Origin of the sequence: Pseudomonas sp. NFACC10-1, from assembly GCF_900119195.1 — a bacterium.
Taxonomy (GTDB): Bacteria; Pseudomonadota; Gammaproteobacteria; order Pseudomonadales; family Pseudomonadaceae; genus Aquipseudomonas; species Aquipseudomonas cerasi.
Window position 1 is genome coordinate 230,735 of the sequence record NZ_FPJB01000005.1, and the last position, 15,639, is coordinate 246,373.

Annotated in this window: 16 protein-coding genes; 8 read left to right on the forward strand and 8 right to left on the reverse strand. The window is 60.5% G+C overall.

The window, feature by feature from the left end:
• Nucleotides 1-124: 124 nt before the first annotated feature.
• Complete coding sequence (locus BT119_RS16275) at nt 125-1,267, reverse strand: endonuclease/exonuclease/phosphatase family protein (RefSeq protein ID WP_072366349.1); 1,143 nt, start codon at nt 1,265-1,267, stop codon at nt 125-127.
• A gap of 33 nt (nt 1,268-1,300) precedes the next feature.
• Nucleotides 1,301-1,963 carry a YciC family protein gene (locus BT119_RS16280; protein ID WP_003368738.1) on the reverse strand — a complete coding sequence of 221 codons (663 nt, stop codon included), beginning with the start codon at nt 1,961-1,963 and terminating at the stop codon, nt 1,301-1,303.
• A 197-nt stretch (nt 1,964-2,160) separates the two neighbouring features.
• Here BT119_RS16280 and BT119_RS16285 point away from each other — a divergent pair, with 197 nt between their 5' ends.
• The 3 genes from BT119_RS16285 to BT119_RS16295 all read left to right on the forward strand — a co-directional run bounded on the left by BT119_RS16285 (nt 2,161) and on the right by BT119_RS16295 (nt 4,372).
• Nucleotides 2,161-2,865 (forward strand): DUF2076 domain-containing protein, encoded by a 705-nt coding sequence (locus BT119_RS16285; protein ID WP_044309419.1) that lies wholly within the window; start codon nt 2,161-2,163, stop codon nt 2,863-2,865.
• Nucleotides 2,866-3,262: 397 nt separating this feature from the next.
• On the forward strand, nt 3,263-3,739 hold the full coding sequence (locus BT119_RS16290) for an NYN domain-containing protein (RefSeq protein ID WP_003313837.1): 477 nt from the start codon (nt 3,263-3,265) through the stop codon (nt 3,737-3,739).
• Nucleotides 3,740-3,760: 21 nt separating this feature from the next.
• Nucleotides 3,761-4,372, forward strand: coding sequence for a 3'-5' exonuclease (locus BT119_RS16295; protein WP_003368734.1), 612 nt, complete (start codon nt 3,761-3,763; stop codon nt 4,370-4,372).
• Nucleotides 4,373-4,376: 4 nt separating this feature from the next.
• Here the strand turns inward: BT119_RS16295 and BT119_RS16300 are convergent, their stop codons facing one another.
• Nucleotides 4,377-4,844, reverse strand: a complete 468-nt coding sequence (locus tag BT119_RS16300; RefSeq protein WP_003368733.1) for an Lrp/AsnC family transcriptional regulator — start codon at nt 4,842-4,844, stop codon at nt 4,377-4,379.
• Nucleotides 4,845-5,011: 167 nt separating this feature from the next.
• Between BT119_RS16300 and yedA the strand changes: the two genes are divergently transcribed.
• Nucleotides 5,012-5,926 (forward strand): drug/metabolite exporter YedA, encoded by a 915-nt coding sequence (gene yedA / locus BT119_RS16305; protein ID WP_044309420.1) that lies wholly within the window; start codon nt 5,012-5,014, stop codon nt 5,924-5,926.
• A gap of 62 nt (nt 5,927-5,988) precedes the next feature.
• Complete coding sequence (locus BT119_RS16310; RefSeq protein ID WP_003368731.1) at nt 5,989-7,317, forward strand: RNA helicase RhlE1; 1,329 nt, start codon at nt 5,989-5,991, stop codon at nt 7,315-7,317.
• Nucleotides 7,318-7,477: 160 nt separating this feature from the next.
• Here BT119_RS16310 and BT119_RS16315 read toward each other — a convergent pair whose 3' ends face one another.
• Nucleotides 7,478-8,716 carry a TIGR03862 family flavoprotein gene (locus BT119_RS16315; protein WP_175469382.1) on the reverse strand — a complete coding sequence of 413 codons (1,239 nt, stop codon included), beginning with the start codon at nt 8,714-8,716 and terminating at the stop codon, nt 7,478-7,480.
• 106 nt (nt 8,717-8,822) lie between these two features.
• A complete protein-coding gene (locus BT119_RS16320; protein WP_054081982.1) occupies nt 8,823-9,740 on the reverse strand; it encodes a histone deacetylase family protein in 918 nt (305 codons plus the stop codon).
• Between the two features lie 120 nt (nt 9,741-9,860).
• On the opposite strand from BT119_RS16320, the gene BT119_RS16325 reads away from it, so the two are divergent.
• The 3 genes from BT119_RS16325 to BT119_RS16335 all read left to right on the forward strand — a co-directional run bounded on the left by BT119_RS16325 (nt 9,861) and on the right by BT119_RS16335 (nt 12,026).
• Complete coding sequence (locus tag BT119_RS16325; RefSeq protein ID WP_003368726.1) at nt 9,861-10,430, forward strand: GNAT family N-acetyltransferase; 570 nt, start codon at nt 9,861-9,863, stop codon at nt 10,428-10,430.
• A gap of 139 nt (nt 10,431-10,569) precedes the next feature.
• Nucleotides 10,570-11,439: an acyl-CoA thioesterase II gene (tesB, locus tag BT119_RS16330; protein ID WP_003368725.1), complete on the forward strand. Its 870-nt coding sequence runs from the start codon at nt 10,570-10,572 to the stop codon at nt 11,437-11,439.
• Entirely contained in the window at nt 11,436-12,026 is a 591-nt protein-coding gene (locus BT119_RS16335; RefSeq protein WP_003431646.1) for an HAD family hydrolase, read from the forward strand. Before tesB ends, BT119_RS16335 begins: the two co-directional genes overlap by 4 nt.
• A gap of 240 nt (nt 12,027-12,266) precedes the next feature.
• Here the strand turns inward: BT119_RS16335 and BT119_RS16340 are convergent, their stop codons facing one another.
• The 3 genes from BT119_RS16340 to BT119_RS16350 all read right to left on the reverse strand — a co-directional run bounded on the left by BT119_RS16340 (nt 12,267) and on the right by BT119_RS16350 (nt 15,610).
• Nucleotides 12,267-13,256, reverse strand: coding sequence for a hypothetical protein (locus BT119_RS16340; protein WP_003368723.1), 990 nt, complete (start codon nt 13,254-13,256; stop codon nt 12,267-12,269).
• 4 nt (nt 13,257-13,260) lie between these two features.
• Nucleotides 13,261-14,151 (reverse strand): KPN_02809 family neutral zinc metallopeptidase, encoded by an 891-nt coding sequence (locus tag BT119_RS16345; RefSeq protein WP_003368722.1) that lies wholly within the window; start codon nt 14,149-14,151, stop codon nt 13,261-13,263.
• A 172-nt stretch (nt 14,152-14,323) separates the two neighbouring features.
• On the reverse strand, nt 14,324-15,610 hold the full coding sequence (locus BT119_RS16350) for an MFS transporter (protein ID WP_032609214.1): 1,287 nt from the start codon (nt 15,608-15,610) through the stop codon (nt 14,324-14,326).
• Nucleotides 15,611-15,639: the final 29 nt, after the last annotated feature.

Genomic DNA, 15,639 nt, shown 5'->3' on the forward strand with positions numbered 1-15,639 from the left:
GCTAATCATTAGGCGAACGCGCTGAGAAACGGTTCAAACTGTTTTGACACTGTCGGCTGTGAGAGCGCTATTCGAAAGTTTGGTGGCCAGCCAGAGTATTGAAACCTGAATGCTGCTCGCTCCCTCAAGGCAAAACCGGCAACAAAAACCGCCCGATCACCGGCAAGTGATCAGAGATCAACAACGTGTCATCCCTGCGCACCCTCGCACTCACTCGCTTCAAACTCGGGCTGTAAAACAGGTAATCCACCGTCCGGTCCGGCCCGTTGATGCGGCTGTCGTTGGGGAAGCGCGTCAGCCATTTGCTGCGGTCGATGCCGCTGGATTCGGCGTTGTCGGGGATCATCGGGTATTTTTCCCACAGCGCGTGCAGCTCGCTGTCGGCGGCGTAGCCGAGGCGTTGCTGCTCGGGGAGGCGCTGGTATTGGCCCAGCGGCAGCAGGTTGAAGTCGCCGCCGATCAGCCAGGGCGTGCCGCCGCTTTCCAGCTTGTCCAGCTGCGTTTCAGTGGCCGCGACCTGTTTTTGTGCGGTGTCGCCGGCGTGTCTGGCGGTGGTCAGGCTGGTGTTGATGACGGCCAGTTTGCCGCCGTCACGCAAGGGTAGGTAGCTGACCAGCAAGGCATCCTTTGGCTGGAACTGACGGCTGATGATGTTGGCGTCGGGCACCGGCAGTTGTATACGTTCGGCGCTGTCGATGTGGAAGCGGCTGAGGGTCGCGAGTTTTCTGCCGACGCTGCCCCAGATATGCGGGTTGGGTACGAACTCTGCCTTCCAGTAGAAGGCCTGCGTGCTGCACGGGTAGAGGTCCGCCACACGTTCCTTGATCAGCGCCAGCTGATCCTGATAGTCGGAGTTCTTGGCGCCATCGTCGACGCCTTGCAGCAGCACGATGTCGGGCTGTTCGTCACGGATGACCCGCGCCACTTCATCCAGATTGTAGGCAAGGTCTTCATGGGTCGGGCGTTCGTCCGGGCCGCTGCCGTCGGCCATGTCGTACCAGAACACATAGCGTTTACCCGCCAGGTACTGGATGTTCCAGGTCATGACTTTCAGCGCTTGCCCCGGCACCAGTTTCGGTGCTTCGACCGCTGGGTTGCAGCTCGCCGTGAGTAATTCACGGGCTGGAGGGCGCCAGGTCAGTTGGAAAACCAGTAACAGCAATACGGCGACCAGCAGCAAGCCGTACAGGGTCAGACGTAGCAGTAAACGGGGCATCGGCTCGACTTGGAGCGCCTGGCGCTCAGTGAGGGATTCGGCATTGAGCATACCGAATCGACGCACCTGACGTCAGCCTTTGCTTCAGGCGCGGTGTGCGGGTTCGCTGATCAGCATGAACAGGCGGAACGTCACGATGGTGGTGAACAGTTGCAGGAAGCTGCCGATGCTGTCGGTGATCACGGAAACCGCTGCGCTTTGCGGTTCCGGAAACAGGTATAGGCTGGCGCCCTCGAGCAGCCACAGGGGAATGTAGACGCTCAGTACGCACACCAGAATGCGCGTGAAGTGTCCGGTGGTCATCTGCATGCTTTCGCGCATGGCCATGAACGGCGTGAGTTTGCGCAGAACCAGCAGGTATTCGCTGAACGCCAGTTTGATCATTACCCAGATGCCGGGTACCACAAACAGTGAGAGGCCGAACATGATCAGCAGGGTGCTCATGGCCGACAGCACGGCGAAGGTCGGCCACAGGCGCACGGCCATGGCCAGTACATCGCGGGTGTGTACGTCCTCGCCACGGCTGCGTGCGTCGAGAAACAGGATCAGCGCGGCTGTATAGACAGGGTAGAAGAACAGTCCGATCACCAATGCATAGGCAGGCGAAGTGTCGGCGGACATGGCGCTGCCCAGCGCTTGTTTGGCCAGCACTTCAAGGATCACGACAGGCAGGCACAGCAGCGCGATGCTGCCCAGATTACGCCGAAAGAAATAAAGCGAATCCTGGATGATGTTCAACGGGTTCATGGAGATAGATCGCAGGCTAAAAGCAGGCGCACACTTTAGCCCATGCCCCCTGTCTAACCAAGCGCAGTGGTTTTCGGCGCACGGCTTGTTATCTTTTTCTTCATGTCATTGAAGCGCGTCGATGAGGCCCCATTTTCTGCACATGGTCCTGCTATTGCGGCAGGGAAGAATTCCAGTGGCAACTCAGTGAGGTGGTCATGAACAGCGAAGAGCAAACCCTGATTGATGGTCTTTTCTCGAAACTGAAAGACGCTGAAACGGCATCCGCCCCGCGAGATGCTGCGGCCGAGGCGCGTATCAAGGAGCATTTGACCCGCCAGCCCGCTGCGCCGTACTACATGACGCAGGCGATTCTGGTTCAGGAAGCAGCCGTCAATCAGCTCAATCAGCAGGTAAAACAGCGTGATGAGCAGATTCAGCAGTTGCAGGCCGAGCTTCAGCAGGCCAGGGGGCAGTCCTCGTCCGCGCCAGCGAGTGGCGGGTTTTTGTCGAGTATCTTTGGCAGCAGCGCACCGCGCGCCTCGCAGCCGCAACCGAGCCAGCCTTCCAGTGGCGGCTGGCGTGATGGTGGTGGTTTCAATCCTGCACCTGCGCCCGCAGCGCCACAGGGCGGTTATGCCGCGCCTGCTCCGGCTGCCGGCAGCGGCTTTCTTGGCGGGGCGCTGAAGACCGCGGCCGGTGTAGCGGGCGGTGTGCTGCTGGCAGAGGGCATCAGCAGCATGTTCAGCCACCACAGCCAGCCGCAGGAGATCGTCGAAGTCATTCACGACGCGCCACAGGCTCAGGACACCGGCTCGTTCAATGATCAGGGCGGTTGGGGACAGCCGGATCAGCAGTACACGGCTGACGACAGTTTCGACGATGGTGGTGACATGTTCTCTGACGATGATTCGTTCGTTTGAGGACGTGACGGTCGTTCTTCACGTTCCAGCGCTCATCGTTATGCACAAATCTCCAAGAGCCCGAAAAGCGTGACTTTCGGGCTTCTGCCCGCAGGTCGGGGGCGGCGATCCGCTTTGCTCACGAATACGATGGTGCAGATGCTCCATTTTCAGGGGTTACCGACCTCTTCGCGAGCAAGTTCGCTCCCACGGCCTGCGGCCAGAATCAAGAGCAGACTTGTGTATAACGATGAGCGCTGGAGCGTGGGAACGATAATCTGTGCCATGCCGCTCGGGCCTCGCAGCGGCCGATACCGATCCATCCCTCAATTCCTTCCTCAAACTGGCATACTGGGCGCCGATTCACGTTCCGGATCGCTGTAACCCGTGGGCATGTTGCCCGCCATGAGGAATTGCGGTGAAGAAGATCGCGGTGTTCGCCGACGTGCAGAACCTGTATTACACCGTGCGCCAGGCGCATGGCTGTCATTTCAATTACGCCGCCTTGTGGGCGGATATCAGCAAGCGCGGCGAGATCGTTCACGCGTTTGCGTATGCCATTGATCGTGGCGACAGCAAGCAACAGCAGTTCCAACAGATCCTGCGCAATCTGGGGTTCACGGTCAGGCTCAAGCCGTACATCCAGCGCAGCGACGGTTCGGCCAAAGGGGACTGGGATGTCGGCATCACCATCGATATTATGGATTTCGCGCCGCAAGTGGACGAAATCGTGCTGGCGTCGGGTGATGGCGATTTCGACATGTTGCTCGAACGCGTGATCAGCAAGCATGGGGTCGAGGCGGTCGCCTACGGCGTACCGGGGCTGACCGCGAATTCGTTGATACGCGCCGCCAGCCGTTACGTGCCGATCGAAGGCGCGTTGTTGTTGAAATGAATTTACAGGGCCAGGCCAGTGTTGGAACGTATTGCAGTCATCGACTTTGAAACCACCGGTATCTCCCCAGGCCATAGCTGCCGGGCGACCGAGATTGCGGTGGTGATCATGGAGCAGGGGCGTATCGTCGAGCGTTTTCAGAGCTTGATGAATGCGGGCGTGCGTATTCCTGCGTTCATCGAAGGGTTGACCGGCATCAGCAACAACATGATTCGTACCGCCCCCAGCGCCGAGCGGGTGATGGGCGATGTGGCGGATTTCGTCGGCTCGACACCGCTGGTGGCGCACAACGCCTCGTTCGACCAGAAGTTCTGGGATTACGAGCTGTCACGTATCCAGCGCACGCGCGAACAGAGCTTTGCCTGTTCACTGCTGCTGGCCCGACGTCTGATGCCGGGCGCACCGAACCACAAGCTCGGCACGTTGACCCGCTATGCGCGCCTGCCCGACACCGGCAAGGCTCACCGGGCGATGGCCGATGCGGAAATGGCGGCCAACCTGACGGCGTACCTGACCAACGAATTGCGCCAGACCCACGGTATCTCAGCCATCTCCCACCAGATGCTGTGCTCCCTGCAGAAAGTCCCCGCCGCGAAGATCAACGAAACGCTGAAGCGTCAGCGCGGCGTCTGACCGGTCAGTGCTCTTGCTTGCCATTGCTGATCAAGTAATCGGCCGGCAGGCTGCGTTCCACTGCCGTTGACAGCACGATTGATGTCTTGCTGAAGCCAAACTTGGCGATCCGGTTGATCAGGTCTTCCAGGTGCGGCATCGAATCGACCGCCGCGCGCATGATCACACATGGGTCGCCCGTCACCCGGTAGCACTGGATCAGTTCGGGGACTTTCCACAGTTCCTTGTACGCCTGCTGATTGCCGTGACTGCCCATGCGCAACTCGATCAGGCACTGAATCGGCAAGCCGACTTTCGACAGGTCAACCTTCGCTTCGTAGCCGGTAATCACACCACTGGCCTCCAGCTTGGCGACCCGCTCGGCCACGGCGGGCGCGGACAGATTGACCAGCTTCGCCAACTGCGCAAAAGACGCCCGGCCATTTTTCAGCAGCTCATCAAGCAGAATCCGATCGTATTTATCCAGGGTCATGGCGTGCCTCGTACCGTGCGGTAGGCAATTTTAAAATAAAAGGAAAGCAGGTCTTACAAGCATTGAATCGTAAGTTTCAGCGCGGTTTAAACAGGTTTGTCTGCTTAATATCTGCCTTGGGCCTTCATACAATAGGTCAACCATAACAATGATCCCAGGGCCTTGCCATGCCTCAGTCCGTTCGTGTTTCACCTTTGCTCATCGGTGCCTTTCTGGCCTTGTACCTGATCTGGGGTTCTACCTATCTGGTGATCCGCATTGGTGTGGAGTCATGGCCACCGTTGATGATGGCGGGTGTGCGCTTTCTGATTGCCGGCTGCCTGATGTATGGCTTTCTGCGGTTTCGCGGCGTGCCTGCGCCGACCTGGCGCGAGTGGAAAGCCGCGTTCGTGATCGGCTTCCTGCTGCTGGCCTGCGGTAACGGCGGTGTGACCCTGGCTGAACACGCAGGCGTTGCATCTGGCGTTGCAGCACTGGCGGTGGCGACCATGCCGCTGTTTACCCTGCTGTTCGGCCTGTTCTGGGGCAATCGCACCACTAACCTTGAGTGGGCGGGCATCGTGCTGGGCCTGATCGGCATCGGCCTGCTGAACCTCGGCTCCAATTTGCAGGCCAGCCCTTATGGCGCCGCCGTGGTGATCTTTGCCGCCGCAGCCTGGGCGTTCGGTTCGGTGCTGAGCAAGCACTTGCCGTTGCCGAAAGGCCCGATGGCCAGTGCGGCGGAAATGATCACGGCGGGAGCGACGCTGCTGATCGGCAGTGCCTTGAGTGGCGAGCGTCTGGCGCATATGCCGACGGCGGCGGGCTGGGGTGCGCTGCTGTATCTGGTGGTGTTCGGCTCTATCGTCGCGTTCAGCGCTTATATGTACTTGCTCAAGAACGTGCGTCCGGCTGCGGCGACCAGCTACGCCTACGTCAACCCGGCCGTGGCAGTGATGCTCGGCGTGGTGTTCGCTGGCGAAACGATCGGTGTCGAAGAGTGCATGGCCATGGTGGTGATCATCAGCGCCGTCGTGCTGATTGGCCTGCCGCAATGGCGCAGGTCGCCGCCGCAAGAGGTTGTATCGACACGCACAAGCTAACCGAGGCGCGCCGGACAGGTTAAACTGCGCGCCTTGCGTTGAATCTTTCCTACGGTATTACCATGACATTCGCCTCTCTCGGCCTGATCGAACCCTTGCTGCGCGCCCTCGAAGCGCTCGGTTACCAGACTCCGACGCCTGTACAGACCCAGGCAATTCCTCCGGTACTGGCGGGCCGCGATCTGATGGCAGCTGCGCAGACCGGCACCGGCAAGACCGCAGGTTTTGCCCTGCCGCTGCTGCAACGGCTGACCATGGAAGGCCCGAAAGTCGCTCCCAACTCAATTCGCGCGCTGGTGCTGGCGCCGACCCGTGAGCTGGCCGATCAGGTTCACGAAAGTATTCGTCAGTACGCCGAGCACCTGCCGCTGACCACCTACGCGGCTTACGGCGGCGTGAGCATCAACCCGCAGATGATGAAGCTGCGCAGGGGCGTGGACGTGCTGGTCGCGACCCCCGGTCGCTTGCTCGATCTGCATCGTCAGAACGCGGTCAAGTTCTCCCAGTTGCAGACGCTGATCCTCGATGAAGCCGACCGTATGCTCGACCTGGGCTTTGCCGAGGAATTGCGCGGTATCTATGCCGTGCTGCCCAAGCAGCGCCAGACACTGCTGTTCTCTGCGACGTTCTCCGACGAGATTCGTCTGCTGGCCGCGCAGATGCTCAATGACCCGCTGACCATCGAAGTCAGCCCGCGCAACGTCGCGGCGTCTTCGGTCAAGCAATGGGTCGTGACCGTCGACAAGAAACGCAAGGCGGATCTGTTCATCCATCTGATGAAGAAACATCGCTGGGGTCAGGTGCTGGTGTTCGCCAAGACCCGGGTTGGCGTCGATCAACTGGTGGATCGCTTGCAGGCGCTGGGCATGAACGCCGACGGTATTCACGGCGACAAGCCGCAGGCCACCCGCCAGCGTGCGCTGGACCGCTTCAAGAGCAACGAAGTGAAGATTCTGGTGGCCACCGACGTGGCGGCGCGCGGTCTGGACATCGATGACCTGCCGACTGTGGTCAACCTGGACCTGCCGATCGTGGCCGAGGATTACATTCACCGTATTGGCCGCACCGGCCGTGCGGGGCTGACGGGCGAGGCGATTTCGCTGGTGTGTGCCGATGAGGTCGAGTTGCTGTCAGCCATCGAAGTGCTGACCCGCCAGACCCTGGAGCGCAAGGAAGAGCAGGACTTCGAACCGGAGCATCGCGTGCCGAGTACGGATGCCAGCGGCCAGATCCTGAAAAAGCCCAAGAAACCGAAAAAACCCAAAGTGTCGGGCAGCAAGCGCAACCTGGGCAAATGGGTCGACAGCGGCGAGTCCGAGCCTGCGCCGGTGGTCAAACCGGTACGCAAGGTCCCGGTTTTCAACACCGGCCCGCGCAAGAAGAAGCCGTGATATACACATGTGAGAGCGAGCCGGGCGACGCTTCGCTTGCTCCCTAAGAGGCCATGACAGACTTTGGAAGTAGGGCGGCAGGACCATCGTCTTCGTGAGCAAGCTCACTCCCACAGAAGGATTTATGTATAACGCTGAGCGCAGAGCATACGCACAGGAATCACTGTGAGTTCAGCCACTCCACCATCCCCAACCCCGCAGCGCGGCCGCTGGCGAAGCAGGCGGTCAGCAGGTAGCCGCCGGTTGGCGCTTCCCAGTCGAGCATTTCACCGGCGCAGAATACGCCTGGCAATTGCCTGAGCATCAGACGTTCGTCCATGGCCTCGAAGGTGACGCCCCCTGCGGTGCTGATGGCCTCATCGATGGGGCGTGGTTTGATCAGGGGCAGTGGCAACGCCTTGATCGCCTCGCTCAACAACAGCGGATCGGCAAACGCTTCACGAGGCGCAAGCTCGCGCAGCAGCGCTGCCTTCGCGCCGTCCAGCCCCAATTGGCTGTGCAAATGCTTGGACATCGAGCGCGAGCCGCGCGGTTTGCTCAGGGCTTTGTGAATGTCCGACAGCGTTTTGCCGGGCAGCAGATCGATATCCACAACCGCTGAGCCGTGCAGGTTGATTTGTTCACGAATCTGCGCCGACAGCGCATACACCAGGCTGCCTTCGACACCCGTCGCAGTCAGCACGCATTCGCCCAGGCGCAGAGCGTGGCCATGCAGGCCCATCGCGATATTCTTCAGCGGCGCACCGGCAAACTTGTCGCGCAGCAGGTCGCTCCAGGCGCTCACCTCGAAACCACAGTTGGCGGCCTGCAAAGGCGCAACCTCGACCTGCTGTGCTTGCAGCCATGGCAGCCAGGCCCCGTCAGACCCCAGCCGCGCCCAACTGGCACCGCCCAGCGCCAGCAACGTGGCTGCAGGTTTGATTGCCAGTTCATCGTCAGCATGAGTGATGCGCAGGCTGCCATCAGCCTTCCAGCCTAACCAGCGATGCCGCGTGTGAATCGTGACACCCGCATCACGCAGCCGCTTGAGCCAGGCGCGTAGCAGGGGGGCTGCTTTCATGTCTGTGGGAAACACGCGCCCCGAGCTGCCGACAAAGGTCTCGATACCCAGCGCATGAATCCACTGGCACAGGGCATCAGCGTCAAAGCCGCGCAACAGCGGTGCGATCATTGGCGAACGTTCGGCATAGCGCGCCAGAAATGCCGGGTAGGGCTCGGAGTGGGTGATATTCATACCGCCCACCCCGGCGAGCAGAAACTTGCGCCCAACCGACGGCATGGCGTCGTACAGATCGACCTTCAGCCCGGCCTGGCTCAATACTTCTGCTGCCATCAACCCTGCAGGGCCGCCTCCGATGATGGCGACGGTTCGGGCAGCGGAGGGGGCGAGGTCGGTCATGGTCAGCGAAATATCGATAGCAGAGGGGTGGGGCATTCTACCCGAGCGTTCTTTCAAGGTGTGGCGCACGTCATGGCCTGCGACTCAAGCGAAGTACCGAGCGGGGTCACAAGCCCATGTCGTTCCAGACCCGTTGTGCACTGTGGTGGAGAATCCCGTGGCGTCTTGCCAGTGCCCGGCGGTCCTTGCTGTAGCCACCGCCAATCACGCCCATGACCGGAATGTCGCGGCCCAGACAATGGCGCAGCACCGCTTCGTCGCGATTGGCCAGCCCCTGGTCGGTGAGCTGCAGATAACCCAGCGCATCATCCTTGTGGACATCGACCCCTGCGTCATACAGCACCAGGTCCGGCTTGTAGAACGGCAGCAGGTAGTTGAGCAGGTCGTCGACCACGTTGAGGTAATCGGCGTCGCCCATGCCCATCGGCAGCGGGATGTCCCAGTCGCTCTGCGCCTTGCGTGCCGGGAAGTTCTTTTCGCAGTGCAGCGAGACGGTAATGGCGTCCTCGGTATCAGCCAGAATGCGCGCCGTGCCGTCACCCTGATGCACATCGCAGTCGAAGATCAGCACCTTGTCCACGCGGCCGCTTTGCAGCAGGAACTGACTGATCACCGCCAGGTCATTGAAAATGCAGAAACCCGCCGGGTAGTCATAGTGCGCATGGTGGGTGCCGCCCGCCAGATGGCAGGCCAGACCATGCTTGAGAGCCTGCTCGGCAGTCAGCAGTGAGCCGCCCACCGCACGGATGGTTCGGCGTGCCAGAGCCTCGCTCCATGGCAGCCCGAGACGTCGCTGGTCTTCGCGCGACAGATCGCCGTCAAGGTAGCGGTTAATGTAGGAAGGATCGTGAGCCAGCGCCAGAATGTCCGCCGGGCACAACTCGGGACGCATTAATTGAACGTCACTGGTCAGGCCGCTGTCGATCAAGTAATCGCGCAACAAACGAAACTTGTCCATCGGGAAGCGATGATCCGCCGGGAAATCCGGGCTGTAGTCTTCGTGGTAGATAAGCGGTAGGGACATTTTGCGTCCGTTGAAGGGCCGAAACCCGATAGTGCCAGTAAAGTATCCGCACGCCCAGTTGTGTGGCGCACTGGATACCCGCACTGACGCCCACTCATGTCTCGTTACACGGGGGAATCGATGGAACCGATACTCAAGCTTGATAGCGCCCGACTGCTGATGCGGCAGTGGCGTGACGATGACTTGCCAGCGTTCGCCGACATGTGTGCGGACCTTCGTGTCATGCGCTATTTTCCGCAACCCCTTAGCCGTCTTGAAAGTGCTGCCATGATCGGACGGTTGCGTGGTCATTTTGCCGAGCTGGGCTTCGGGTTCTGGGCGCTGGAGCGCAAGGATACCGGCGAATTCATCGGTTTTACCGGGCTGCATGTCGTGGGTTTCAAGGCACCTTTTACGCCCGCTGTGGAAATCGGTTGGCGGCTGGCTTATGACCACTGGGGCCTGGGCTTTGCCAGCGAGGCGGCCTGGACCGCGCTGGGCTGTGGTTTCGAACGCCTGGAGCTGAAGGAGATCGTGTCGTTTACCGCGGTCAATAATCAGCCGTCGCAAAAGGTCATGCAGGCAATCGGCATGCAGCAGGATGAGTCCGGCAACTTCGATCACCCCAATCTGGAGGACGGCCACCCGCTCAAGCCGCACGTGCTGTACCGGATCAGTCATGAGCAGTGGCTCAAGACGCTGAAGCCTTGATCAGGGTGTAGATTGAATTAAGCCAACCATTTTAAATCTGTATCATTCCATTCCAGTGGGATGGGCTTGAGGCCTGTCGGAAAATGCAGCGACTGCCGTTGCCGTACCAGTGCAAAGTCGATGTATGAGAGGAATGAGAATGAGCCAAGTGCTGGATGATCTGGTTGAGTTGCTGACGCTGGAAGCCATTGAAGAAAACCTGTTCCGCGGGCATAGCCAGGATCTGGGCTTTCGCCAGTTGTTTGGTGGTCAGGTGCTGGGTCAGTCGCTGTCTGCCGCCAGTCAGACGGTTGAAGAGGACCGTCATGTTCACTCGCTGCACGGCTACTTTCTGCGTCCCGGCGATGCCGGTTTGCCGGTGGTCTATCAGGTGGATCGCGTACGTGACGGCGGCAGTTTCAGCACGCGCCGCGTCACTGCCATCCAGAAGGGCAAGCCGATCTTCACTTGCAGCGCGTCGTTTCAGTACGATGAAGAGGGCTTCGAGCATCAGGCACCGATGCCGCAGATTGTCGGTCCGGAAAACCTGCCGTCCGAGCTCGAGTTGTTGACCCGCCGCGCACACCTGATCCCTGAAGCGATGCACGACAAGTTTCTGCGTCCCAAACCGATCCAGTTCCGTCCGGTGACCTCCGAGGATCCGTACGATCCCAAGCCCGGCGAGCCCGTGAAGTACGTGTGGTTCCGCGCCGATGGCAGCCTCCCGGACGTGCAGGCACTGCATCGTTACATGCTCGCCTATGCCTCCGACTTCAACTTGCTGACCACGTCGCTGCTGCCACATGGCAAGACGGTCTGGCAGCGCGATATGCAGGTTGCCAGCCTTGACCATTCGCTGTGGTTTCACAACGACCTGCGCACCGATGACTGGCTGCTCTACGCGATGGACAGCCCCTGGGCAGGCAATTCGCGCGGCTTCTCGCGCGGCAGTATCTTCAACCGCGCCGGGCAACTGGTCGCATCGGTCAGTCAGGAAGGGCTGATCCGCCATCGTAAGGATTGGGCATGACACTCGAAGGTATACGGCACTGGGTGTTCGACATGGACGGTACCTTGACCGTCCCTATCCACGACTTCCCGGCCATCAAACGTGAATTGGGCATCCCTCAGGACGATGACATTCTCGGGCATCTTGCTGCGTTGCCTGCTGAGGAATCGGCGGCCAAGCACGCTTGGCTGCTGGAGCATGAACGCGAGCTGGCGCTGGCTTCGCAGCCTGCCGAGGGCGCGGTCGAGCTGGTTCGCGAGTTATCGGCGCGCGGTTATCGACTGGGCATACTCACCCGTAACGCTCAGGAGCTGGCGTATATCACCTTGAAGGCTATCGGCCTGGATGACTGCTTTGCGGTGGAGGATGTCCTGGGCCGCGACGAGGCGACCCCCAAACCGGACCCTGCAGGTTTGCTGAAACTGGCCACTCGCTGGAGTGTCGAGCCGAAGCAGATGGTCATGATCGGCGACTACATGCATGACCTGAACTGCGGCCGTGCGGCGGGCGCCAAGACTGTTCTGGTCAACCTGAAGGACAACCCCTGGCCGGAGCTGACTGACTGGCATGCGGAGGATTGCACAGTGCTGCGCGGGATGCTGAGGTGATCTGAGCTGCCTACCGTGCCAATGCGGAGCGCTCACCGTTATCCACAAGTCTTTGTGGGAGCGACCGGGGCGGCGATCCGCATTGCTCGCGAAGACGGTATTTCAGTCGATGCATTTTCGACGATTATGTTGACCCTTTCGCGAACAAGTTCGCTCCCACGGCCTCCGGCCAGAATCAAAAGCGGACTTGTATGTGGCGTTGCACGCGGAGCGTGGGGACGATAGTTATATCCCTATCACTCAAAACGGCTTGAACAGCACCGCCTGGCCTTCCGGTGAAGTGAAGATCCCGTCGCCGTTGTGGCCGACTTTCGGCACGATCACCAGACGCTGGTTCAGCCCTTCCGGGTGACGCTTCTGCAGATAGTTGAAGTAGTTCTGTCCGCGAATCAGGCGGTAGGGACCTTGCGCTTCGGCGGCACAGGTCTTGTCCAGCGCCGGGTGGTTGCGGTCGGTGTCCAGCTCGCCCATCAGGTAAGTGATGTCGCGCTTCACGTAATTCTTCTCGATGTCAGCCGGCTTTTCCTTGCCCGAGTAGAACGGCATCTTGTTGAGGCCGTATTTCCAGTCGTTGAAGTTCGGGCAGCTCTGCGCGGTTACCGGCTCAGGCCGTTCCGCGTCGAAATAAGCGTAGGACGACGGGTTGGCGATCACGTAGCGCAGCTTCACGCCTTCACGTTGCAGCAAGGCGTCTTCCTTGCCGCCGATCATCGCGTAGCGCTGGACCACCTGGGCACCACCGGAGTGCCCGGCAATGACGATTTCCTTCAGGTTTGGAAACAGCTTGCTGTCGCTCAGGCGCTTGAGGATGTGGTCCAGCACCAGAAACGAGCTGACCGGCTTGGGATCGGTGGAGGTTGCACCTTCCATCCAGCTGTTCTGGCGCCAGCGCAGGATAGAGTCCGGCAGGTGGTGCGCGACGATATCCTTTTCATCCAGAAATTGCGGGGCGATCAGCAGGGTCTTGCTGCGCTCTCTGGACTGGTTGGCCGCACGTTCGATGCTGCGCAGGTAGGTTTGCGCATTGCGCAGGCGACCGTGCAGGACGATCACTACGCGCTCGATCTTCGGTTTGGGGTGTACCCACTCCTGGCTCAACCCCAGAGTCGCCTCAGCGCCATTGATGGCGAGGCGATCCGGGCTGATGGAATTGACCGCTTGATCCTCGGCATGCGCCCCGAGGCTCACGAAGGCAGTGCTCAACAACAGGACCAGAAGCGGTTTAATCATGTGCTCAGAGACTCTTGGCGGCGAACGTATCGCATTGATTGATTTGACCTTGGGCAAAGCCTGCCTTGAACCAGCGTACACGCTGTGCAGACGTGCCGTGAGTGAAGGAGTCCGGAGCGACTCGACCACTGCTTTGCTGTTGCAAGCGATCATCGCCGATAGCGTTGGCCGCGTTCAATGCTTCTTCAATATCACCCGGCTCGAGCCAGTTCAAACGATTTTGTGCGTTGTACGCCCAAACACCGGCAAAGCAGTCCGCCTGCAGCTCCTGGCGGACCAGTAAACCGTTGGCACCTTCCATTTTCTGCCCGGCCTGGCGAGCCTTGTCGACCTTGGCGGAAATGCCCAGCAGGGTCTGCACATGGTGCCCGACTTCGTGAGCGATCACGTAAGCCTGAGCGAAGTCGCCAGCGGCGGAAAAGCGCTGGGCCATTTCACGGAAGAAGTCCATGTCCAGATAGACCTGCTGGTCAGCCGGGCAATAGAACGGACCGGTTGCCGAGGTCGCGCGACCGCAGGCCGAGTTCACCTGGCCGCTGAACAGCACCAGCGTAGGGTCCTTGTATTCGCGACCATTCTGGGCGAACACGGCACGCCAGGTGTCCTCGGTATCGCCAAGGATGCTGCGCACGAATTCGGCTTGCTGGTCGTTGGCCGGCGGCGCTTCACGCGTCTGCGCGCTGGGTGGAGCGCTTTGCTCGGTTACTTGCCCGGTCAGTTGCCCGAGAATCTGCATCGGGTCCTGACCGGTGAGCAGGCCGATGGCGACGATGATGACGATGCCGCCCAGACCCAGGCCCTTGCCGCCGATGCGCATGCCACCGCCGCCACCACTGCTGCCGCCATCGCGCGCATCGACTACGTTGTCGCTGCGTCGGCCTTTTTTCCAGAGCATGTCGGATCCCTCTTCTTTTCGTGCAATGAGTGTCGCTGCTGATACGCGAATACGCCAGTCCGGCGTGTTCCGGCCAGCGTCGTGTGCAGAATGCGAGGGTATAGAGGTGCGCCGGGGCTGATTGGTTCGCGCAAGCTGTACCGTGGCTGTGTTTTGCTGAAATCCGCCGCTGTCAGGCCTGTTTGACGGTCTGCGCGTTGAGCACGTCCGGCGGCGAGGCGTCGGCAAAACGGTCGACCTGGCGCAACGATTTGAAGCCCGTCATCCAGGCACCGACCACGCCCAGCGTGCAGACGCCACCCATGATTGCGGCAGGGATTGCGCCGACCAGCGAGGCACTGGTGCCTGCGCGGAACTCGCCCAGCTCGTTGGAGGAGCCAATAAACAGCATGTTCACGGCATTGACCCGGCCGCGCATGTTGTCCGGCGTCGAGAACTGCACCAGCGCCGAACGAATGAACACGCTGACCATGTCCGCCGCGCCCGCGATCAGCAGGGCCAGGCATGACAGCCAGAACAGCGTCGACAGTGCAAACACCAGATTCGCTACGCCGAACAGGCCGACGGCGAGAAACATGGTCATGCCGACGTTGCGCTGCAGCGGGCGCATGCTCAGGTAAATGCCCACGCCCAGTTCTCCCAGGCTCATCGACGCCCGCAGCATGCCCAGCCCTTGCGGTCCGAGGTGCAGCACTTCATGGGCGTAGATCGGCAGCAGCGCCACCACGCCGCCGAGCAGCACGGCGAACAGGTCCAGCGAAATGGTGCCAAGGATGATTGGCCGCGAGCGAATGAAGGCGATACCTGCGGTGAACCGGCCCCAGGCGCTGGAGCCCAGTTCCACCGGTTTACCGGCAAAGGGCGTTGCCACGGGGGACAGAAACAGGATGCCGGCAATGAAGGCTGCGACGCAGACCGAATACGTCAGCTCTGCGCCGCCCAGCCAGTACAGATAGCCACCGATCAGCGGGCCACCGACGGTCGAGCAGCGCATGATCACGCTGTTGGTGGCAATGGCCGAGGGCAGCTGGTCGCGCGGGACAATCTGCGGCAACAGGCTTTGCAGCGCCGGACCGGTAAAGGCGCGGGCGCAGCCATACAGCATCAGCGCGCCGTAGATCAGCCGCAGGTCTTGCAGCTTCAGCGCCGAGAACACCAGCAGAATGACGCCACAAATCGCCTGCACCCCCCAGCTGAGCATCAGGATGATCTTGCGGTTGTAGCGGTCGATCAGATCCCCGGCAGGCATCAACAGCAGCAACATGGGAATGAACTGAGCAAGGCCCACATACGCCAGCGCCATCGGCTCGCGGGTCATGTCATACACCTGCCAGGCAACGACCACCGCCTGAATCTGCATGGCAAACACCGCCATCAGACGCGAGAGGATAAAACTGACGAAACCGGGCTGGCTGGACAACTTGACCGGGGCAGAAGGCGCGGAAGACTCGGAGCTCAAGAAAAAGGATCCCATCGAAGCAGCTGATT

Excerpts from the sequence above, each read along its gene's own strand:
- BT119_RS16325 (WP_003368726.1), top strand. The coding sequence starts at position 9,861 with ATGGAACCGATACTCAAGCTTGATAGCGCCCGACTGCTGATGCGGCAG.
- BT119_RS16285 (WP_044309419.1), top strand. The coding sequence starts at position 2,161 with ATGAACAGCGAAGAGCAAACCCTGATTGATGGTCTTTTCTCGAAACTG.
- BT119_RS16310 (WP_003368731.1), top strand. The coding sequence starts at position 5,989 with ATGACATTCGCCTCTCTCGGCCTGATCGAACCCTTGCTGCGCGCCCTC.
- BT119_RS16335 (WP_003431646.1), top strand. The coding sequence starts at position 11,436 with ATGACACTCGAAGGTATACGGCACTGGGTGTTCGACATGGACGGTACC.
- BT119_RS16320 (WP_054081982.1), bottom strand. The coding sequence starts at position 9,740 with ATGTCCCTACCGCTTATCTACCACGAAGACTACAGCCCGGATTTCCCG.
- BT119_RS16275 (WP_072366349.1), bottom strand. The coding sequence starts at position 1,267 with ATGCTCAATGCCGAATCCCTCACTGAGCGCCAGGCGCTCCAAGTCGAG.
- BT119_RS16280 (WP_003368738.1), bottom strand. The coding sequence starts at position 1,963 with ATGAACCCGTTGAACATCATCCAGGATTCGCTTTATTTCTTTCGGCGT.
- BT119_RS16315 (WP_175469382.1), bottom strand. The coding sequence starts at position 8,716 with ATGACCGACCTCGCCCCCTCCGCTGCCCGAACCGTCGCCATCATCGGA.
- BT119_RS16345 (WP_003368722.1), bottom strand. The coding sequence starts at position 14,151 with ATGCTCTGGAAAAAAGGCCGACGCAGCGACAACGTAGTCGATGCGCGC.
- tesB (WP_003368725.1), top strand. The coding sequence starts at position 10,570 with ATGAGCCAAGTGCTGGATGATCTGGTTGAGTTGCTGACGCTGGAAGCC.
- BT119_RS16340 (WP_003368723.1), bottom strand. The coding sequence starts at position 13,256 with ATGATTAAACCGCTTCTGGTCCTGTTGTTGAGCACTGCCTTCGTGAGC.
- yedA (WP_044309420.1), top strand. The coding sequence starts at position 5,012 with ATGCCTCAGTCCGTTCGTGTTTCACCTTTGCTCATCGGTGCCTTTCTG.
- BT119_RS16300 (WP_003368733.1), bottom strand. The coding sequence starts at position 4,844 with ATGACCCTGGATAAATACGATCGGATTCTGCTTGATGAGCTGCTGAAA.